This is a genomic window from Geomonas silvestris (assembly GCF_014193515.1).
Classification (GTDB): domain Bacteria; phylum Desulfobacterota; class Desulfuromonadia; order Geobacterales; family Geobacteraceae; genus Geomonas; species Geomonas silvestris.
This window is the reverse complement of the sequence record NZ_BLXX01000002.1, coordinates 497,098-516,240: the sequence shown is the minus strand read 5'-3', so window position 1 is coordinate 516,240 and position 19,143 is coordinate 497,098. Positions and strand designations below refer to the sequence as shown.

Annotated in this window: 18 protein-coding genes; 5 read left to right on the top strand and 13 right to left on the bottom strand. The window is 64.3% G+C overall.

Annotation, left to right across the window (positions count from 1 at the left end; genetic code table 11):
* Nucleotides 1-7 precede the first annotated feature (7 nt).
* On the top strand, nt 8-511 hold the full coding sequence (locus tag GMST_RS05870; protein ID WP_183353697.1) for an FKBP-type peptidyl-prolyl cis-trans isomerase: 504 nt from the start codon (nt 8-10) through the stop codon (nt 509-511).
* Between the two features lie 92 nt (nt 512-603).
* Nucleotides 604-1,614, top strand: coding sequence for a tRNA dihydrouridine synthase (locus tag GMST_RS05865; protein WP_246399196.1), 1,011 nt, complete (start codon nt 604-606; stop codon nt 1,612-1,614).
* 233 nt (nt 1,615-1,847) lie between these two features.
* Here the strand turns inward: GMST_RS05865 and GMST_RS05860 are convergent, their stop codons facing one another.
* Nucleotides 1,848-3,095: an MFS transporter gene (locus GMST_RS05860; RefSeq protein ID WP_183353696.1), complete on the bottom strand. Its 1,248-nt coding sequence runs from the start codon at nt 3,093-3,095 to the stop codon at nt 1,848-1,850.
* Nucleotides 3,096-3,256: 161 nt separating this feature from the next.
* On the opposite strand from GMST_RS05860, the gene GMST_RS05855 reads away from it, so the two are divergent.
* Entirely contained in the window at nt 3,257-4,294 is a 1,038-nt protein-coding gene (locus GMST_RS05855) for a GMP reductase (protein WP_183353695.1), read from the top strand.
* Nucleotides 4,295-4,406: 112 nt separating this feature from the next.
* Here GMST_RS05855 and GMST_RS05850 read toward each other — a convergent pair whose 3' ends face one another.
* The 8 genes from GMST_RS05850 to GMST_RS05815 all read right to left on the bottom strand — a co-directional run bounded on the left by GMST_RS05850 (nt 4,407) and on the right by GMST_RS05815 (nt 13,482).
* Entirely contained in the window at nt 4,407-5,378 is a 972-nt protein-coding gene (locus tag GMST_RS05850) for a GDP-L-fucose synthase family protein (protein WP_183353694.1), read from the bottom strand.
* A gap of 196 nt (nt 5,379-5,574) precedes the next feature.
* Nucleotides 5,575-7,224, bottom strand: coding sequence for a fatty acid--CoA ligase (locus GMST_RS05845; protein WP_183353693.1), 1,650 nt, complete (start codon nt 7,222-7,224; stop codon nt 5,575-5,577).
* A 35-nt stretch (nt 7,225-7,259) separates the two neighbouring features.
* Nucleotides 7,260-7,793, bottom strand: coding sequence for a PaaI family thioesterase (locus GMST_RS05840; RefSeq protein ID WP_246399195.1), 534 nt, complete (start codon nt 7,791-7,793; stop codon nt 7,260-7,262).
* Nucleotides 7,794-8,151: 358 nt separating this feature from the next.
* The gene (locus GMST_RS05835) at nt 8,152-8,361 is read right to left on the bottom strand and encodes a hypothetical protein (protein ID WP_183353691.1); all 210 of its coding nucleotides are present in this window, start codon (nt 8,359-8,361) and stop codon (nt 8,152-8,154) included.
* A gap of 41 nt (nt 8,362-8,402) precedes the next feature.
* Nucleotides 8,403-9,719, bottom strand: a complete 1,317-nt coding sequence (locus GMST_RS05830) for a putative sensor domain DACNV-containing protein (RefSeq protein ID WP_183353690.1) — start codon at nt 9,717-9,719, stop codon at nt 8,403-8,405.
* A 93-nt stretch (nt 9,720-9,812) separates the two neighbouring features.
* Nucleotides 9,813-10,964: a MalY/PatB family protein gene (locus tag GMST_RS05825; protein WP_183353689.1), complete on the bottom strand. Its 1,152-nt coding sequence runs from the start codon at nt 10,962-10,964 to the stop codon at nt 9,813-9,815.
* Complete coding sequence (gene ovoA, locus GMST_RS05820) at nt 10,964-13,069, bottom strand: 5-histidylcysteine sulfoxide synthase (RefSeq protein WP_183353688.1); 2,106 nt, start codon at nt 13,067-13,069, stop codon at nt 10,964-10,966. Before ovoA ends, GMST_RS05825 begins: the two co-directional genes overlap by 1 nt.
* A 233-nt stretch (nt 13,070-13,302) precedes the next feature.
* Nucleotides 13,303-13,482: a hypothetical protein gene (locus GMST_RS05815; protein WP_183353687.1), complete on the bottom strand. Its 180-nt coding sequence runs from the start codon at nt 13,480-13,482 to the stop codon at nt 13,303-13,305.
* A 381-nt stretch (nt 13,483-13,863) separates the two neighbouring features.
* Between GMST_RS05815 and tdh the strand changes: the two genes are divergently transcribed.
* On the top strand, nt 13,864-14,901 hold the full coding sequence (gene tdh, locus GMST_RS05810; protein WP_183353686.1) for an L-threonine 3-dehydrogenase: 1,038 nt from the start codon (nt 13,864-13,866) through the stop codon (nt 14,899-14,901).
* 27 nt (nt 14,902-14,928) lie between these two features.
* Nucleotides 14,929-16,119, top strand: a complete 1,191-nt coding sequence (locus GMST_RS05805) for a glycine C-acetyltransferase (protein WP_183353685.1) — start codon at nt 14,929-14,931, stop codon at nt 16,117-16,119.
* A gap of 389 nt (nt 16,120-16,508) precedes the next feature.
* On the opposite strand, the gene GMST_RS05800 is transcribed toward GMST_RS05805, so the two are convergent.
* The 4 genes from GMST_RS05800 to GMST_RS05785 all read right to left on the bottom strand — a co-directional run bounded on the left by GMST_RS05800 (nt 16,509) and on the right by GMST_RS05785 (nt 19,116).
* Entirely contained in the window at nt 16,509-16,688 is a 180-nt protein-coding gene (locus tag GMST_RS05800) for a hypothetical protein (RefSeq protein ID WP_183353684.1), read from the bottom strand.
* A 94-nt stretch (nt 16,689-16,782) separates the two neighbouring features.
* The gene (locus GMST_RS05795) at nt 16,783-17,604 is read right to left on the bottom strand and encodes a protoheme IX farnesyltransferase (protein WP_183353683.1); all 822 of its coding nucleotides are present in this window, start codon (nt 17,602-17,604) and stop codon (nt 16,783-16,785) included.
* Nucleotides 17,601-18,794, bottom strand: a complete 1,194-nt coding sequence (coxB, locus tag GMST_RS05790; protein WP_183353682.1) for a cytochrome c oxidase subunit II — start codon at nt 18,792-18,794, stop codon at nt 17,601-17,603. Before coxB ends, GMST_RS05795 begins: the two co-directional genes overlap by 4 nt.
* Nucleotides 18,795-18,819: 25 nt before the next feature.
* A complete protein-coding gene (locus GMST_RS05785) occupies nt 18,820-19,116 on the bottom strand; it encodes a cytochrome C oxidase subunit IV family protein (RefSeq protein ID WP_183353681.1) in 297 nt (98 codons plus the stop codon).
* Between the last annotated feature and the right edge of the window lie 27 nt (nt 19,117-19,143).

Sequence of the window (19,143 nt, the reverse complement as noted above, 5' to 3'; positions counted from 1 at the left end):
ATACGACATGGCAACTGCGAAACAAGGCGACAAAGTACGCATCAACTACACCGGCACCCTGGAAGACGGTTCGGTCTTCGACAGCACCCTGAAGGAAGAAGGCTGCTGCGAGGACGACGCCTGCGGCTGCAACGATGACGGCTGCGATGACGAAGGGTGCGGCTGCGAAACCGGCCCCATGGAGCTGACCATCGGCAACGAGGACTTCTTCCCGCAGATCGAGGAAGCCTTGGTCGGCATGGCTCCCGGCGAGAAGAAAACCATCGTGATTCCTGCTGAAGACGCCTTCGGCGAGTACGACGAGGACGAGGTCTTCGCCATCAGCCGCGCCCAGCTCACCGGCGACATCGTCCCGGAAGTCGGCATGGAACTGGAGCTGACCGGCGACGACGACGAGCCGGTCGAAGTCGTGGTGGTCGAAGTGACCGAAGAGGCCATCACCGTCGACGCCAACCACCCGCTGGCCGGCGAAGACATCACCTACGAGATCGAACTGCTGGAAATCCTCTAGGCCTTAGGCCTGTTAGCCCGCACGAAGCCGGGGAGGCGGCCGCCGCCTCCCCGCACCTCAGCACCCTTTCAGCTTCGTCCCCTTACCAGAACATGACCAAATCCGTAACTGACAATGATCGCTGCCCGGGCAGCACTGCGCCCGGCGCCCGACGACTCCCCTGGGCTCCCGGCGAAACGCCGCTCATGCTGGCGCCGATGCAGGGGCTCACCAACCGCGCGCTCCGCGCGCTCTTCGTCTCCTGGGTGCGCCCCGACGTGGTCTGGACCGAATTCATGCGGGTGAACCCGGTCTCCTCGAAAAAGCGCCTGATGCCGAGCGACCTGCGCGAGATCGCCGCCGAGGAAGGGGGCGTCCCTTTGGTGGTGCAGCTGATCGGCCACGGCCGCGAGGCACTGGTCTCGGCGGCCCAGGTCGCCCAGGACGCCGGCGCGGTACACCTGAACCTGAACATGGGGTGCCCCTACGGGCGCATGACCAGCGGGCTGACCGGCGGCGGGATGCTGAAGCGCCCCGAGCTTCTGGAGGAGATCCTCCCCGCCCTGCGCGAGACCATCACCGGGACCTTCTCGGTGAAGCTGCGCGCCGGTTACGACGATCCGCGCCAGATCTTCTCCCTCTTGCCGCTTTTGGAGCACTCCGGTGTCGACTTCCTGGTGTTGCATCCGCGCACCGTGCGCCAGGCCTACAACGGCTTTGCGGACCATGCCATCACCGCGGAAGTGATCCGGCAGACCAACCTTCCCGTCATCGCCAACGGCGACATCCGCAGCGCCAAAAAGGGGCTTGGGATCCTGAAGGAGACGGGGGCTGCCGGCCTCATGCTGGGACGCGGCGGCATCGGCGAGCCGATGCTCTTCGAAAGGCTGCGCGGCCGGGCGAGCGCGGAGCCGGAACGTGCCGAGCGCCGGGCCATGCTGCGCCGCTACCTGGACGGCCTGTTGCCGCTCTACGGCAAGCTCTTCTGCGGCGACGCCCAGGTGCTCGCCAAGGTGAAGGGTGTGGTCTCCAACGTCGAGGACCCGGAACTGGACCAAGAACTCAAGCGCCTGAAGCGCGCCAAGACCCTCGGCGACTTCAAATCGGTGCTCGGAGAGCTGTAAAACCAGAAGCTGTTCTAGGTTCTATGTTCTACGTTCTAGGTTAACTGCCAAAAGAGAACCAGCGACGTGCCTGGGTTTTCTGCGTAGCAGGCACTATGGTTTCGGGTTCCAGGGGGTGGTAGGGGCGAGATGCCTCGTTTGGTTCCCTGTAAGGCCGACACCACTTCCCAAAGAACAGCTTTCCGGTTTTAACCTGCAACCTAGAACCTAGAACCTAGAACGTAGAACGGGTTCTAGGTTTCGTAATAGTCCTTGGCGAAGAAGAACAAGGCGAGCGCCACGGCCTGGGCGGCCACCGGAAACTGGAAGGCCGCGTGGAAGGCCTGGCCGGTAGCGCCGGGGGTGAGTTTCCCGAAGGAATTCAGGATCACCCCCATGATCTGCTGCATCGAGGCCGCCCCCATCAGCACGAAGAAGTTGAGCGAGGTGAGCGCGGTCCCCACCATGCGTACCGGGAACATGGACCGGACGATCGGGTAGATGGTGGTCCCGCTGGAGACCGCCAGTCCCAGGGCGAAGAAGAACGCCGCGAGAAGCGCCATCGGCAGGGTCTCAGCCACCCCCTGGAAGGCGGTCATCAGCACGAGCAGTACCAACTGCCCGAGCCAGAGGGTCCGCTTATGGGAGTGCATGAGCTTTCGGGCTACGGTGTCGATCACCAGGCTGCCGCAGATGAAGCCGAGCGAGGTGCACATGAGCATGCGGCCCGCGGCCTCCCGGCTTAGCTTGAGCACCTCCATGAGGTACGGGCCGCCCCAGAGCCCCTGCACGGCCAGGTAGTTGCCGTACCAGGTGAAGGCGAGCGCACCCAGGCAGAGAAAATCCCGGTTGCCGAAGATCTGCTTCCAGGCCTCGAGGAGCCCCATGGGCGTTGCCGCCGGCTCCCCCTTGCGCTCCGGATCCTGCGGCGGCCGGTCGCGCACCAAAAGGAACACGAACAGCGTCAGGACTCCCTGCAGCACCCCCACCGCCAGGAACGAGCTGCGCCACCCCACCCACGCCACCGCGACCGCCAGGGGCGCCGTCCCCCCCAGGTTCCCCAGGTTCCCGATGGCGATCATGAGGCCGGAGACCCGGCCGAACTCCTGCTTGGAAAACCAGTGGCTGAAGATGGTGAAGGTGGCCATGAGGACGCAGGCGGTCCCCAGGCCGAGGAGGATGCGGCCGGCCATGGCCTGGGCCAGGGTGGACGCCTGGGAGAAGAGGATGCCGCCGATGGCGGTGAGGACGCCGCTGGCGCCGATCACCACCCGGCTCCCCAGGCGGTCGATCATCGGTCCCAGGGGGAGCTGGGCTGCGGCGTAGACGTAGAAGAGGATGCTGGAGAGCGAACCGAGCTGGGCCGGCGAGAGGTCGAGTTCGCGCGCGACGTCGCGTGCCACCACCGCCAGCGAGACCCGGTAGAAGTAGACGAGGATGTAGACCAGCGCCAGGACGGCGAAGATGACCCAGCGCTGGCGGCGCATCCGGATCTCGTGCATGCGGAACCTCCGCGCGCACTCTAGCACAGGCCGTATACGCGGTAAAGATACTCTTTTCAACAATTTAACGCTTGTACAACCCCGGGATTAACGCTACTCTCCGATCCCGCTTGTCGAAAGACACGACTGTAAGCTACATTTGCCACGAAGGAGATGCACACATGTTCGTAGACAACGATGTAAAGCTCGGTTTTTCCGACGTTCTGATCCGCCCCAAACGCTCCAACCTGAAAAGCCGCTCGCAGGTCGACCTCGTGCGCACCTTCAAGTTCCTGCACAGCAAGCGCGAGTGGACCGGCGTCCCGGTCATCTCCGCCAACATGGACACCACCGGCACCTTCGAGGTTGCCGAGGTGCTGGCCAAGCACGCCATGCTGACCGCCGTGCACAAGCACTACTCCCCGGTGCAGTGGGACGAGTTCCTGGAGGGAAAGGACGAGGTGATCTACTCCCACATCATGGTGAGTACCGGTTCCTCCGAGGCCGACTTCGAGAAGCTCACCACCATCATGAAGAACCACCCCAAACTGCATTTCATCTGCATCGACGTCGCCAACGGCTACGCCGAGAGCTTCGTCGAGTTCGTGCGCAGGGTGCGTGACAGCTTCGAGGACAAGACCATCATCGCGGGGAACGTGGTCACCGGTGAGATGGTCGAGGAGCTGCTTCTGGCCGGCGCCGACGTGGTCAAGGTCGGCATCGGCCCGGGTTCGGTCTGCACCACCCGCGTCAAGGCGGGCGTAGGGTACCCGCAGCTCTCCGCGGTGATCGAGTGCGCCGACGCGGCCCACGGTCTGGGCGGGCGCATCATCTCGGATGGCGGCTGCACCTGCCCGGGCGACATCGCCAAGGCCTTCGGCGGCGGCGCCGACTTCGTGATGCTGGGCGGCATGCTCGCCGGCCACGACGAGAGCGGCGGCCAGATCGTGGAGCGCAACGGCCAGCAGTTCAAGCTCTTCTACGGGATGAGCTCGACCACCGCCATGGACAAGCACTCCGGCGGGGTCGCCTCCTACCGGGCCTCGGAAGGGAAGACCGTCGAGGTCCCCTACCGCGGACCGATCGAGGAGACCGTGCGCGACATCCTGGGAGGGGTCCGCTCGGCCTGCACCTACGTGGGTGCGGCCTCGCTGAAGGAGCTCACCAAGCGCACCACCTTCATCCGGGTGCAGGAGCAGGAGAACCGCATCTTCGGGTAATTCCGCTCCCACAGCGTTCCGGCCCAAACGCAGACGAGCCCGGTGGATCTCTCCACCGGGCTCGTCTTTTTTTGTGCGGCGACCTGACGCCGTCGCGCGAAATACGACAGGTCTAGCGCTTGTACTCGGGATTCTCCAGGTACCAGCGGTAGGTGGCCGCGATGCCGTCTTCGAGGCTCACGGTATGGCGCCACCCCAAGGAGTGGGCGCGGCTTACGTCCTCGAGCTTGCGCGGCGTGCCGTCGGGCTTGCTGGCGTCGAACGCCAGCCTCCCCTTGAAGCCCACTACCCGGGCCACGGTCTCGGCCAGCTCGCGGATGGTGACGTCCTCTCCGGTCCCCAGGTTCACGAAGCAGGGCTTGGGGTAGCTCAGCAGTTCCGGCGCGATCTGCTCGTCGGAGAGCTCCATGAGGTGCAGGCAGCCGGCCGCCATGTCCTCGACGTAGAGGAGCTCGCGGCGCGGGGTGCCGCTCCCCCAGACCACCACCTCGGGAGAGCCGGCGAGCTTCGCCTCGTGGAAGCGGCGGATCAGGGCGGGGAGCACGTGGCTGTTCTCCGGGTGGAAGTTGTCGCCGGGGCCGTACAGGTTGGTCGGCATCACGGCGATGAACTTGGTGCCGTACTGGCGGTTATAGGACTCGCACATCTTGATGCCGGCGATCTTGGCCAAGGCGTAGGGCTCGTTGGTCGGTTCCAGAAGCCCGGTCAAAAGGTGCTCTTCCTTCATCGGCTGCGGGGCGAGTTTCGGGTAGATGCACGAGGATCCCAGGAAAAGCAGGCGCTTGACCCCGTACTTCCAGGAGTTGTGCACCACGTTGTTCTGGATCACCAGGTTGATGTAGATGAACTCGGCGGGATAGGTGTTGTTGGCGTGGATCCCTCCCACCTTGGCCGCGGCCAGCATCACGTACTCCGGGCGTTGGGCCGCGAAGAAATCGGCAACGGCCTGCTGGTTGGTGAGATCCAGCTCGTCGATCTCGGGGGTGATCAGGTTGGTATAGCCGCTCTTGGTGAGGCAGCGCTTGAGCGCCGAACCGACCAGGCCCTTTGAGCCGGCCAGGAAGATCTTCGCGTTCTTTTCCATGTATCTATCTCCTATCGGTAACTGTCACGTGCATAAAAAAACTGTGGCATGCGGAAAATCAGGCTCAATGTTACCAATCCCCCCGGCTTAGCGCAAACAGTGAGGATGGTTGAGCCTGTAGCGGCCCGGCGCGCACCCCGCGCGCGCACCCCCTTGGGGCCTTAGCTGTTGCGCGACCTGGACTCTGCCCCTGCGGCTACAGGTACTTCTCGCGCAGGGCGACCTTGTTGATCTTGCCGACCGAGGTCTTGTCGATCGCCTGCACCAGCTTCACCTTGGCGAGCACCACCTGCTTGCTGATGGTGCCGCGGTCCGCGGTCTCGCGGATGTAGTGGGAGATCTCCTTTTCGCTCGACTTGCCGACGGCCGCCGGTTTCAGCACCACCAGGGCCAGCGGGCGCTCGCCCCACTTCTCGTCGGGCTGGCCGATGACCGCCACTTCAGCGACCGCCGGGTGGTGGGCGATCAGGTCCTCGAGTTCCAGGGACGAGACCCACTCGCCGGCCACCTTGATGACGTCCTTCGAGCGGTCGGTGATGCGCAGGTAGCCGCGCTCGTCGCGCACCGCCACGTCGCCGGTGTGCAGGAAGCCCCCCTCCCAGAGCCGCTCGGAGGTCTTGTGATCCTTGAGGTACCCCTGGGTGAGCCAGGGGGCGCGGGCCACCACTTCCCCCGTGGTCACGCCGTCACGCGGCACCTCTTTCAGGTCGGCATCCACCACCCTCAGGTCGACGAGCGGAATGGCGAGCCCCGTCTTGCAGCGGATGGCCGCCTGCTCCTCGGGGGGGAGTTCCAGCATCTCCGGGGTGAGCTGCGAGAAGGTGAGGATCGGGCAGGTCTCGGACATGCCGTAGCCGGTGAAGACGTCGATGCCGCGCTTCAGAGCGTCAACGCAGAGGTTGCGCGACATGGCGGCGCCGCCAATGATGAGCTTCCACCCCTTAAGGTCGATCCGCTCGGCGTGCGGGTGCTTCAGCATCATGTGCAGGATGGTGGGGACGCAGTGCGAGAAGGTCACCCCTTCTTTCTCCTTGAGCTCCAGGAGGACCTCCGGGAGGTAGCGTCCCGGGTAGACCTGCTTCACCCCCAGCATGGTCGCCACGTAGGGCATGCCCCAGGCGTGCACGTGGAACATCGGGGTGATCGGCATGTAGACGTCGTCGCGCCTGAAGCTGCCGTGGTCGGAGACCGTGCTCAGCATGGAGAGGACGCCGAAGGTGTGCAGCACCAGCTGGCGGTGGCTGAAGTAGACCCCTTTGGGGAGGCCGGTGGTGCCGGTGGTGTAGAAGGTGGTGGCGCGGGTGTTCTCGTCGAAGTCGGCGAACTCGAACTCCGGTGCGGCCTGGGCCAGCAGTTCCTCGTATTCGCCGACGAAGGGGACCATGCTGCTCTTGGCGCCGGTTTCCTCGTCGGAGATCAGGATGTAGGTGCGCACCGTGTCGATCCTGCCGCGGATCTGGTCCAGGATGGGGAGGAACTCGCTGTTCACCAGGAGCACGTCGTCCTCGGCGTGGTCGATGGTGAAGAGGATCTGCTCGGGGGAGAGGCGCACGTTGATGGTGTGCAGCACTGCGCCGATCATCGGGACTGCGAAGAAGAGCTCGAGGTAGCGGTGGCTGTCCCAGTCCATCACCGCCACAGTCTGCCCCGGCTTCACGCCGAGGTCGGTCAAAAGGCGCGCCAGGCGCCGCACCCTTTCGCGCAGCTGGCGGTAGCTGCCGCGGTACTGGTCGCGGTAGACGATCTCCTGGTCCGGGTTGTCCACCGCGGGGCAGAAGAGCAGGTTCTTGATCAAGAGCTGGTAGTCGTACGCCGAGGGGGTACGCGGTATCAAAAAGTCACTCATCGTTGAGCCTCCACAAAAATGATTCCGTAAAGCAGTTAGGCGTGTTCTGCGTCCATCCTCTGGCAGTCGTCCAGAAACTGCTGGAGGACCTCCTCCTTCACCCCGGCCAGCGCGGCGATGCGCGACAGGCGCGGGAAGGACCAGGAGCTTTTCGCCTCGGCCAAAACCTCGCCCGACTGGTCGTAGATCGCCATGGTCACCTCGGCCGTCGGTGGTGTGTAGCTTGCCACCCGCCCCTGCACCGTGAGCTCGGCACCGGTCGGCACCGGTTTCAGGAATCGGGTGGTCAGCTCACGGGTCACGCCGAGCTTGCCGTAGCGCGCGAAGAGGGCGTAGGCGGCGGTTTCGTCCATGAGGGTCGAGATGATCCCGCCGTGCACCATGCCGTCGAAACCGCAGTAGTGCGCGGAGATCGCGGTCGTGCAGACCACGCCGTCCTCGGTGTGGTGGAAGCGCAGACCGAGTCCGTGCGGGTGTCCTGGCGAGCAGACGAAACAGGTACCGGGCCAGCGGCCGAGCACCGGCGGAAGAGCGGCGATAGCGTCCTTGGTGAGGGGAGCGTCGGGCACGTGGGTCTCCTTCTCCGGCAGCAGCCGGGATGGGATCGCGCCGGGCGGGGCCGGCAGCGCGCCGGGCATTCTACGACAAGCTGGAGCAATTTGCTAGTGCGTCGTTACCAATAGTAAGGAAAGGGTAGGTTCATCGAGAAATTCCGGGGAAGTGCGAGAAGGCTGCGGACAGATGATGTTCGCCACTATCTGGCAGGGAAAGGCGAATCCCCCCTCCCCCCCTTTTCCAAAGGAGGAACGTGAGATCGTCTGCACTGGAACTTTCCACGATTCCCGGAAGAACCGAAAGGGAGGGACAGGGGCTGCTAGATTTTGTGGGATACCAGGTGCGGACCGGAAACGGCTGGCTGGGACCGGGTCACGGCCGCTCTTTTAACGCTTCGGTCTCCCGCTGGTACTGGTCGTAGGTCATGCCGTTCACCCGCTCGAGGCAGCGCTGACGCTCGTAGTCCTGCGTCAGGTGTTCGCACTGCAGGCGCTGTTGCGACTTGAACCCCTCGTACCACGCCTGCCGGGTGCACCCGGAAAGGGCCAGGCCCAGCATAACGGTCAGCAGCACTCGCGTCATCAGATGTACCTCCTGGGGGATCGGGTCAGGGCGCCATGGTATCACTTTTTCTTGGAGACGTAACTGTAGTACTTCAGCTTGATGTTTTCCCACATGATGAGCCGCTCCCCGATCTTGGAGATGACCCGCACCTCGCCGTCCTGCGAGATGACGAAGCCTATGCTCCCCGGGTTTTCGAAGCAGTAGCGCATCATCGAGCGGTGCCGGGTGCCGAAGTGGTTGTAGCTCGCCGCGCGCAGCTTCGCCTCGCTGGCCATCCGATCGCCGGCGATGAAGAGGTTCTCCGGCTCCGCCGCGGTGGTGATCTCGACGCCGTAGCCGCGCACCGCGAGGTTCCTGTCCATGAGAACCAGCCCGTCCACCCGGGTGAGCAGCGCCATGAACCAGATGACGCCGTCGATCTCGTTCTTGCTGGATCTTAACTCCTTCTCCAGGCGCCGGAGCCGGAGAAAGCGCGACGCGGGGATGTCGCTCGCCTTCGACTCGTCCTGCTCGAGCAGGCTTAGCTCCATGCAGTCGAAGCGGCTTTTGAGGACGGCGTTGGTGGCGAGGGCGCTTTGCAGGCGCTCGTAATCGATCCGGTATTTGACGTTCAGCCCCTGCCTGGCGAGCTCCGGGGTGATCAGGATGGCGCCCCCGTGCTTCAGCTTCTGCACCCGCAGGAGGATCCGGCAGAGTACCGAGAGCCACTGCTGCACGTGGATCTCCTCGCTGAAGCAGCTGCAGGGGAGGTCCTCGGGGAGGTTGCCGTACAGGGAGGCGATGTGGTCCGCTATGCCCGGCGCCAGGAGGTCGCGGATCGGGCTCTCGCCGAAGACGTCCAAAGAGTTGCGGATCAGCTCGTTCACCCTCAACTCGGCCACCTTCTCGTAGCGCAGGTAAACGACGACCACGCCGATTCCTTCCACGCTCACCTGGAAAAGCCCGGGCCGCTCGGCCTCCACCTCCGCGCTGCGGTTCAGGAACTTGTGGAAGCGGTTTTGCTGGTCCACCAGCCCCCAGATGAAGAGCTTTCCCTCGGCGTCGGGCCAGACCACCAGCGACGAGGTGGTGAGCCCCGAGGACTTGGCGATCTTCACCACGTTCAGGATGGAGAATTCGATCGGTTCCGCGAAGGGGATGAAGCTCCAGCGGTCCTTCACCGGGTTCTTGGGCGGTTTGGGGTCCGGCTGGGCCGGGTCCAGAAAGACCAGGTGGAAGGTGACCGGCTCGGACTCCTCGGTGCGCAGGCTCGAGTAGTAGGTGGTCTCGAACAGATCGGCGATGATCCGCTCATCGGGAAAGGCGACGTGCCGCTTCCGAAGTTCGGCGCAGACCGATTCGGCGAGGTTTTTGGGGGATTTGTGTTTCGATGTCACGCTTGATCTCCCGGGAATGAAACGTGTTGCGACTGGCGTGCCTCGGCTAGGAGGAGGAGCCGCGAAAACTCGGCAGGACTCCCCACCTCCAGGCTAGACGGATAAGCTGTTCAGCGCCGCCTTCATACGCCCAAGCGCCTCGGCCAAGAGCGGGCGCGGGCAGCCGAAGTTGAGCCTCAGGTAGCCGGGGAGGCCGAAGTCGGACCCACAGGAGAGCCCCACCCCCGCCTCCTCGAAGAACGCCACCGGATCCTCGATCCCCAGGTGCCGGACGTCGATCCAGGAGAGGTAGGTCGCCTCGACGTGGGCCACGGTAAGCCCCATCCCTTCCAGTTCCCGGGCCACCAGGTCGCGGTTGCCGCGCAGGTAGCGGATGAGCCCGCGCCGCCAGGGCTCGCCGTGCCGGTAGGCCGCTTCGGCTGCGGTGAAACCCAGGAGGTTCACGTGCGGCACCACGCGCCCCATCGCCTTTCTAAAGGCGCGGCGCAGCGCATCGTCCGAGATGACCGCGAAGGAGCAGCCGAGCCCCGGGACGTTGAAGGTCTTGCTGGGCGCCAAAAGCGTGATGGTGCGCCGGTCGATCGCCGGCGCGAGGGTGGCGATGGGGAGGTGGCGCTGCGACTCCTCCAGCACGAGCCCCGCGTGGATCTCGTCGCTGCAGATGACGAGGTCGTGGTGCTCGGCAAAGGCGGCGAGGCTTGCCAGTTCCTCGCGGTTCCAAAGCCTGCCGACCGGGTTGTGCGGGCTGCAGAGCAACAGCAGCTTGGTGCGCGGGGTGAGCGCCGCCTCCAGGGCCTCCAGGTCGAGCCCCCAACGCCCGTCCCGGCAGGCGAGCGGCACCTTCACGGTCTGCCGGCCCGAAAGCGGCGGCGCCGACAGAAACGGCGGGTACACCGGGGTGAAGGTGATGACGTCGTCGCCCGGCTCTCCCACCGCGCGGCAGGCAACGTTCAACCCGGTGACCAGTCCGGGGAGCCAGGTGATCCACTCGTGCTTCACCTCCCAGCCGTACTCCTCCTTGAGCGCGGTGAGCACCGCCTCGTACAGGGTGTCCGGCGCGTGGGTATAGCCGAAGATGCCGTGGCTCACCCGCTCCTTTAGGGCCTCGATGACGGCCGGCGGGGAGCGGAAATCCATATCCGCCACCCAGAGCGGGATGATGTCCCGCCCCCGGTACTTGTCCCACTTTTCGCAGGATGTGCCACGCCGGTCGATGATCTCGTCGAAATCGAAGGTTTCCTCCATCACTTAAGCTCCCATACGGTGAGTTCGGCCACGGTGTGCTGGAACTTGCGGCGCGTCTCGCGGATAACGAACGGCACGTCGCGCGGCTCGCCCAGCATGGCGAAGTGCGGCGCGAGTACCTCGTTGAGCCCCTCGAGGGTGTAGACCGGCTCGCCGGCCGCCCGGTAGCCGCCCAGCCACTCTTCCTTCTTGGTGAAGCTCTCCAGCCAGGTGTAGGGGGAGACTATCACCAAGAGGGCGCCCGGGTTCATCCTTTCGTGGATCATGGAGAGGAAGCGGCGCGGGGAGTAGAGCCGGTCGATCAGGTTGGCGGCCAGCACCAGGTCGTAGCCGGTGAATTTATCCGGCAGGTTGCAGGCGTCGGCCTGGAAGAACTGCACCTTCTCGCGCGATTCCTCAAGCCCCAGGTCGGACAGGGCGATCTCGTGGAAGGAGAGGATCTCGCCCTCCTCGGGGAGCGCGTAGCGCAGATAACCACCCTCCTGCATGCGGGCCGCCAGGTGGAAGAAACGCGCGGAGAAGTCGAGGCCGGTGACCTTGTCGAAGCCGCGGGCCAGCTCGAAGCTGCCACGCCCCACGGCGCAGCCGATATCCAGCGCGTGGCCGCGCTTGCGCCCCTGGGAGAGTTCCAGGCAGATCTTCGCGAGCGAGACCGGGAAGTTGCGCACCCCGAAGTGCTCCGGGCCGTAGTGGGCGTCGCAGTACTGGGCGGTGAGGGCGTCGGTCTCGTAGGGGTCCTGCTGCACCTCGACCGCGGCCGTGCTCTCCACGTAGCGCAGGCCGGCGTGCTGGAAGAAGTGGCGCCTAAAGGCGTAGCGCGCTTCGCGGGTCGCCTCGTTGCCGGTGGAGATCCAGGAGCCCCCCTTGATCAGGTTGTGCCGGGTGTCGAAGGTCGGGGTCGAGAAGTCGTCGTACCAGGGGTGCACCTGGAAGCCGTGGAACGGGTAGATGGCGGTCTCGGTCCACTGCCAGACGTTCCCCAGGACGTCGTAGAAGTTCCCCACGGCGAAGCGGTCCACCGGGCAGGACGAGGACCAGTACTCGAGGTTCACGTTGCCCGGCGCCGTATCCCAGGCCGGGGGGTCGGGGATCTGGGCCTCGTCGCGCAGCCGGTTCCACTGGTCCTCGGTCGGGAGCCGGATCGCCTTGCCGGTCTTGGCGGCGAGCCAGTTGCAGAAGGCCTTGGCCTCCAGGCAGTTCACCTCGACCGGCCAGTTCCAGGGGAGGTCGATCTCCTCGAGCATGGTGCGTAAGGCCCAGCCGTTGTCGCGGCGCCGCCAGAAGAGCGGGAATTCCGCCTCCTTGAAGCTGCGCCAGTTCCACCCCTCCTCGGTCCACCACTTCTCTTCGCGGTAGCCGCCGTCCTCGACGAAGGCGAGGAACTCGCGGTTGGAGACCAGGTACTTGGAGGCGGCGAAGCCGGCGACCTCCGCCTCGTGGCGGCCGTACTCGTTGTCCCAGCCGTAGAGGGGATGGCTGTCGTCCTTCCCCAAGACTACTTTTCCTCCCGGCACGTAGACCAGCTCGTTTTCCGGGGGCTCGCCGGCCTCCTTGCAGATGGACCAGAACTCCATGGGGCGCACCTGGTCCAGAGGCAACTGGCGGATCAGCACCGAGGAGGTCTCCAGGTGGATCCGCTCGTGCTCGATACCCATCATGATGCCCCAGAAGGGGTTCTCCCAGGTGATGGGGAGGGTAAGCGGCAGGGTGCGGATCAGGCCGTCCAACATCTGGCGCACCTTGTCGCGGTACTCCTTCACCTGCTGCCGGGTGGGCCAGTCGTAGTGGGTGGCGTCGAGGTCGTCCCAGGACATCTCGTCCACGCCGACCGCGAACATCGCTTCGAAGCGCGGGTTGATCCGCTCGTGGATCGCCTTGGCGATGATCAGCTTGTTGACGAAGAAGGTTGCCGTGTGCCCGAAATAGAAGATGAGTGGGTGGCGCAGCCGGTCGGCTCTGAGATAGAAGGTGCTGTCCTCCTTAAGCGTCTCGTACAGCTTCTCGTCTATGTCGAAGGTGGCGTGGAAGTACTGGAGAATCTCGGCTCTTTTCGCTTCCGGATCGCCTTCGTTGAGTATGGTCGTGTGGGTTTTGCGCAGATCCATGAGTAACTCTCCTCGGCTAGTAGAGTAATGGTGACGCAAGTTTAGCACATTTTGACAGTGTGGCTAATTCTGAAACAGCAAAGGGCGGCCCAAAGGCCGCCCTCGAATCTCAAACGGTTTTCAGGTTGACTGCGGAACCCGGATCACCTCGTTTCCTTTCTCTTCCGGTTGGTACCTTCCCGCGGGGTCATGTTGCGGCCGGAGCCTTACCTGTCGTCTCGTGTCTGTGGTAGTTACAGCGGTCGCGGCTGGCAGAGATACCCTTCCTCGTCCGCTTTTGCGCCGCACTTGTTGCAGGCGAACTTCGGTTTGGCGGAGTGCTGGTCGATCTCTTCCATCCGCCCTTCCGCCTTCAACTGGCACATATGCGCCTTATGCCCTTCGGGCATCGGGCAGCTTTTCAGTTCACTCATCGCGTTCTCCTTCTCATGTGGAATCAGGGGATGTCTTATCATAGCAGATTTCAGGGATTTGCGCGGGCGGGCCAAAAGCCTTGACCACAGAGGCACACAGAGGCACGCAGAGAAAACGCAAATGACACGGCGGGAGCGCATCTGGCGCACGCCACGCTCGAGTGGGGACTCCGGAAAGTGGCTGCCAGGGGGACAGGCACCTGCGGAGCCAATCCCCCTCCCCCCCCGACTCTCATGATAGACCCGCTTTTCCGGTACTATCCCATACCTCCCGTTTATCACTGTTAATTTCGGGTTTCCGGCATGCGCGATCCTGGTTTACTTATGCCCCCGGGTTGCTATATTAATGAATATCCTTCTGACGCAAAGGAGCGCCATCTGATGCGGAAAACCATGCGAGCGCTGGTAAAGAAATATCCGAAACCCGGCCTGTGGCTGGACGAGGTTCCGGTCCCCGAGGTCGGGATCAACGACGTACTGATAAAGGTCCACAAGACCGCCATCTGCGGCACCGACCTGCACATCTGGGACTGGAACGCCTGGGCCCAGAAGACCATCCCGGTTCCCATGGTGGTGGGGCACGAGTTCGTCGGGACCGTGGCCGCCATCGGCAGTAACGTCTACGACCTGAACATCGGCGACGTGGTCTCCGGCGAGGGGCACATCGTCTGCGGGCGCTGCCGCAACTGCCTGGCCGGCCGGCGCCACCTCTGCAAGGACACCACCGGGATCGGCGTGAACCGCACCGGTGCCTTTGCCGAATACATCTGCATCCCGGTCACCAACGTCTGGCATGCCGATCCCAGCATCCCGATGGAGGTGCTCAGCATCTTCGACCCCTTCGGCAACGCGACCCACACCACGCTGGCCTTCCCGGTTCTGGGCGAGGACGTCCTCATAACCGGCGCCGGCCCCATCGGGATCATGGCCACCGCCATCGCCCGCCACGCCGGCGCGCGCTACATCGTCACCACCGACCTGAACCCCTATCGCCTGGACCTGGCGAAGAAGATGGGGGCGACCGTCGCGCTCAACGTGAAGGAGCGCTCGCTCGCCGACGTGCGCAAGGAACTGGGGATGAAGGAAGGGTTCGACGTGGGGCTGGAGATGTCCGGCAACGGCGCCGCCTTCAAGGAGATGCTGGCCAACATGTGCCACGGCGGCAAGATCGCCATGCTGGGGATCCCTGACCAGGAGCTCGCCATCGACTGGAACCAGGTGATCTTCAACATGCTGACCGTGAAGGGGATCTACGGGCGCGAGATGTACGAGACCTGGTACCTGATGCAGTCGCTCATCAAGATCGGGCTGGACCTGACCCCGGTGATCACCCACCGCATGCATTACACCGAGTTCGAGAAAGGGTTCGAGGCGATGGCCTCGGGCAACTCCGGCAAGGTCATCCTGAACTGGGTCTAAGTCCCCACGTTTTAAAGGAGTGCCGCAATGGCTGATAAGTTTTCCTGGATATCCGAAGAGTTCGCGAACCTGGAGAAGCAGGGGCTGCGCACCGCCATCCGCACCATCGGCTCGCCCTGCGGGGCCTGGATGGTCGTGGACGGCAAGAAGGTCCTCAACTTCTGCACCAACAACTACCTGGGCCTCGCCAACCACGAACGCCTCAAGGCCTCGGCCCAGCAGGCGGTCGGCGTCTGGGGCGTGGGCCCCGCCGCGGTGCGCTCCATCGCCGGCACCCTCGAGCTGCACCGCCAGCTGGAGGAACGCCTGGCCCGCTTCAAGGGGGTCGAAGACGCGCTCTACGTGCAGTCCGGCTTCTGCGCCAACCAGGCCGCCATCCCCGCCATGGTCGGCAAGGGCGACGTCATCTTCACCGACCGGCTGAACCACGCCAGCATCATCGACGGCTGCCGGCTCTCCTCGGCAACCATCATGGTCTACGAGCACTGCGACGTGACCGATGCCGAGCGGGTCATCACCGAGAACGTCGGCAAGTTCCGCCGCGCGCTCCTCATCACCGACGGCGTCTTCTCGATGGACGGCGACGTGGCCCCCCTGGACCAACTCTTCGAACTCTGCGAGCGCCACGGCGTCATGACCATGGTGGACGACGCCCACGGCGAAGGGGTGCTGGGGCACGGCGGACGCGGCATCGTGGACCACTTCGGCCTGAACGGCAAGTTCGACCTGGAGATCGGCACGCTCTCGAAGGCTTTCGGGGTCATGGGTGGCGTCATCGCAGGACACAAACTGGTCGTCGACTGGGTCCGCCAGAAGGCGCGCCCCTTCCTGTTCTCCAGCGCGGTCACCGCCGCCGACACCGCAGCCTGCCTGGCCGCGGTGGATCTTTTGGAGCAGAGCACCGAACTGGTCGAGAAGCTCTGGGAGAACACCCGCTACTTCAAGGAGGGGATGCGGCAGGCCGGCTTCGATACCGGGGTCAGCATCACGCCGATCACGCCGATCATGCTGGGGGACGCCACGCTGGCCCAGCAGTTCTCGCGCCGGCTCTTTGAGTCGACCCCAGGGGTTTTCGCCATGCCGATCGGCTTCCCCACGGTCCCGCAGGGGAAGGCCCGCATCCGTGCGATGATCAGCGCCGCCCACTCACGCGAGGACCTTGATACCGGGCTCGAGGTGTTCGCCAAAGTCGGCAGGGAACTCGGGGTGATTGGGTAAACGAGACGACCTCCCTCACTGCAGGCGGCCCTAGGACCTCCCCCTCCCTTGACGGGAGGGGGCCGGGGGGTGGGTGAAGCCTGAAGCTCCGATGAGTTGGCACCTTCCCCCTCACCCTGTCCTCTCCCGCAAGGGGAGAGGGGACGCGCAACTCGCTGAATCCTTGCAGCCAGCGACGCTCCTGCGTCGAGCACTGCCCAAAACCGGGACGCGGGAGCGCCCCTTGAGGCATTCCCACGCTGGAGCGTGGGAGCGAGAGATTTCACCGAGGTACCAATAATAAAAAAGGCGGCCCTTTCGGGGGCCGCCTTTTTGCGTTGCTGTTATCAATCTCGGTTTCTTCGCTGCAGCATCCACCCGCAGCTCACGCTACCTTGATTCCTCTATCCTCAAGCCTTGAGTGTCCGAGGGTTGCACAGGCTCCCCGGGTCGTTGGACTTCGCACGACACTTGTTGCAGTACACGATCGGCTTCACCGAAAGCGCCTCGATCTCTTCCAACTTCCCGTCTTTACTGAGTTTGCAAAGCTTGTGCTTAACCGGCGCAGCGCCGTGTCCCTTGTCGGCCATCCAAGACTCCTTTTTTCTGACTGTATTTCGTGCAGTTAGCGTAACTGCGCCGGACCATTCTAGCCGTAACGGGGTTCTTTCGGAAGGAAAAAACTTACCGGCCGGCGTAGAGCGCGGCGGTGACCAGCAAGGGGAAGAGGTTGAGACTGGCAAAAAGCATCGGCTCGAGCTTGCGAACCCCCGCCAGGAACAGCGGGACGCAGAAGGCCAGACACCACGGAGCGGCAGACCGGCTGATCACCCCGAAGGCGGGGAGCATCAGCGCGCTGGCAATCAAGGCCACCACCCAGAGCTGGAAAAAAGGCGCCGCCCCGCTCTCTTTGGCCGGGGGGGCGAAGAGCGGGAAGCCTGCGCGCCGGTAATCGTCGGCGTGGCGGCGCTGCAAAAGCCAGAAGTGGGGTATCTGCCACAGGTAGAGCACTCCGGCAAGCAGGATGATCCGGAAATCGATAAGGCTGCCGCCGGCAGCGCTCCAACCGATGACCGGAGTGACGGCGCCGCACAGGGCGCCGAGCAGCAGGGCGAAGGGGGTGGAACGCTTGAGCGGCGTGTAGACGGCGAGGTACCAGGCGAGGGTCCCCCACCCGAGCAGCACGGGGAACATCCCCCCCGCCGCGAAGAGAAGCAGCGAGCCGGCCAGCAGGCACCAAAGCCCCGTGAGCAGGACCAAAAGCGGGGTGAGCTCGCCGGTCGGCAGCGGCCGCAGCCGGGTGCGCTGCATCAGGGCGTCGAGGTCGCGCTCGAGGAGCTGGTTCAGCGCCGATCCGGCCCCGGCCAAAAGCGCCACGCCGCCACCCAGGGCGCAAAGCTCCCCGGCCTCGGCGCTCCCCGGAAAAAGCAGGGAGCCCCCCACCGCGGCCACCCCGTTCATCAGGGCAAGCCGCATCCGCAGCAGCCGGCTCAGCGTCGTTATCACTTAAGCTCCTTGATGAACTGCACCAGCGCCGAGACCTCGTCGGGGGAGAGATCATCCTCCACCGGCATCACGGGCGGGAAGCCGTCCACCACGGCGGCCGAGGGTTTCAGGATCGACTCCTTCAGGTAGGTCTCGTCGACGGTCGCCATCTCGGGCTTGCCGTTACGCACCACCTTCACCTTGGTGCCGAAGATCGCCTTGAAGCTGGGGCCCACACCCTTGGAGCCGTCCAGCGAGTGGCAGGCCAGGCACCCCTTCTCCCTGGCGAGCTTGGCACCGTCCAGCTTGGCGCCCCCTGCGCTGGTCTTGAAGTAATCGATGATGAGTCGGATCTCCTCCTCGGTGAGCACCCCGGCGAAGGCCGGCATGACCGGCGGGAAGTGCTCCACCACGTCGGCGTTGGGCTCCACGATGGAGCGCTTCAGGTAGGCCTCGTCGACGACGATCTCGTGCTCCTTGCCGGCGGTCTTCACGTCGGTCTTGCGCCCCCAGATCCCCTGGAAGGTCGGCCCGACCTTCTGCGAGCCGTCCAGCGAATGGCACCCCAGGCAGCCATGCTTTTCCAAAAGCGCAAGGGCCGGGTGCTGCGCGCCGGTCGCCTTGGTCTCCTTGAGCCAGGCCTCGAACTGCTCGGCGGGGACCGCCTCGATGGTGGCGATCATCGCCGAATGGCTGGTGCCGCAGTACTGCGAGCAGAAGATGTCGTAGGAGCCGGGCTTGGGAGCCACGAACCAGACGTGGTTCTTCATCCCCGGCACCACGTCGCGCTTGACGCGGAAGGCGGGCACGTAGAAGCCGTGCAGTACGTCCTTGGACTCGAGTGCCACCTGCACCGGTTTCCCCACCGGGACGTAGAGCTTCGGACTGTTCTTGCCGTTTTGGTACAGGAAGTTCCAGGACCACATGCGCCCCACCGCGGTCACCTGCAGGGCATTGGGCGGCACGTCGCGCAGGGTGAGGTAGCTCGACCAGCCGTAGTAGAACATGCCCAGCACCAACAGGGTCGGGAAGGCGGTCCAGACCACCTCGAGCCAGAGGCTGCCATCAACCTGTGAGGTCGGCTCCGGGGCACGGCTTCGGTGGTAGCGCACCACGAAGAGCACCATGGCCGCGGTGATGCCGATGAGCAGCACCAGGCAGGAGCCCAGGATGAACATGAAGACCGGGTCGATCGCTTCAGTTGTCGTCATGAGATGCTTTTCCACGGTGGCCCCTTTAGCGGTAGAGTACGTCGAAGAAGGTAAACCCGATGAACGTCGCCAGGGTAACCAGTGCGACGAGCAGGATGATGCGGAACAGGCGCGCCTCGTACTTCATGTGCATGAAGACGGCGATCACCAGTGCCGACTTCACCGAGGCCACCGCCAGCGCCGACCAGACCTTGAGGGCTCCCAGCTCCGCCCGGGTGATGGCCACGGTGATCACCGTGAGGACCAAGAGGGCGACCCAGACCCCCACCAGGGTCTTGTAGCTTACGATATGTTCCGCATGTTCTGCGCTTTCCTGACTCATAGGGATGCTCCTTGACCACTGCCCGAT

Bases quoted from the DNA above. Each gene is read 5' to 3' on its own strand.
- GMST_RS05870 (WP_183353697.1), top strand. From the start codon at position 8: ATGGCAACTGCGAAACAAGGCGACAAAGTACGCATCAACTACACCGGC.
- GMST_RS05865 (WP_246399196.1), top strand. From the start codon at position 604: ATGACCAAATCCGTAACTGACAATGATCGCTGCCCGGGCAGCACTGCG.
- GMST_RS05860 (WP_183353696.1), bottom strand. From the start codon at position 3,095: ATGCACGAGATCCGGATGCGCCGCCAGCGCTGGGTCATCTTCGCCGTC.
- GMST_RS05855 (WP_183353695.1), top strand. From the start codon at position 3,257: ATGTTCGTAGACAACGATGTAAAGCTCGGTTTTTCCGACGTTCTGATC.
- GMST_RS05850 (WP_183353694.1), bottom strand. From the start codon at position 5,378: ATGGAAAAGAACGCGAAGATCTTCCTGGCCGGCTCAAAGGGCCTGGTC.
- GMST_RS05845 (WP_183353693.1), bottom strand. From the start codon at position 7,224: ATGAGTGACTTTTTGATACCGCGTACCCCCTCGGCGTACGACTACCAG.
- GMST_RS05835 (WP_183353691.1), bottom strand. From the start codon at position 8,361: ATGACGCGAGTGCTGCTGACCGTTATGCTGGGCCTGGCCCTTTCCGGG.
- GMST_RS05825 (WP_183353689.1), bottom strand. From the start codon at position 10,964: ATGGAGGAAACCTTCGATTTCGACGAGATCATCGACCGGCGTGGCACA.
- ovoA (WP_183353688.1), bottom strand. From the start codon at position 13,069: ATGGATCTGCGCAAAACCCACACGACCATACTCAACGAAGGCGATCCG.
- GMST_RS05815 (WP_183353687.1), bottom strand. From the start codon at position 13,482: ATGAGTGAACTGAAAAGCTGCCCGATGCCCGAAGGGCATAAGGCGCAT.
- tdh (WP_183353686.1), top strand. From the start codon at position 13,864: ATGCGGAAAACCATGCGAGCGCTGGTAAAGAAATATCCGAAACCCGGC.
- GMST_RS05805 (WP_183353685.1), top strand. From the start codon at position 14,929: ATGGCTGATAAGTTTTCCTGGATATCCGAAGAGTTCGCGAACCTGGAG.
- GMST_RS05800 (WP_183353684.1), bottom strand. From the start codon at position 16,688: ATGGCCGACAAGGGACACGGCGCTGCGCCGGTTAAGCACAAGCTTTGC.
- coxB (WP_183353682.1), bottom strand. From the start codon at position 18,794: ATGACGACAACTGAAGCGATCGACCCGGTCTTCATGTTCATCCTGGGC.
- GMST_RS05785 (WP_183353681.1), bottom strand. From the start codon at position 19,116: ATGAGTCAGGAAAGCGCAGAACATGCGGAACATATCGTAAGCTACAAG.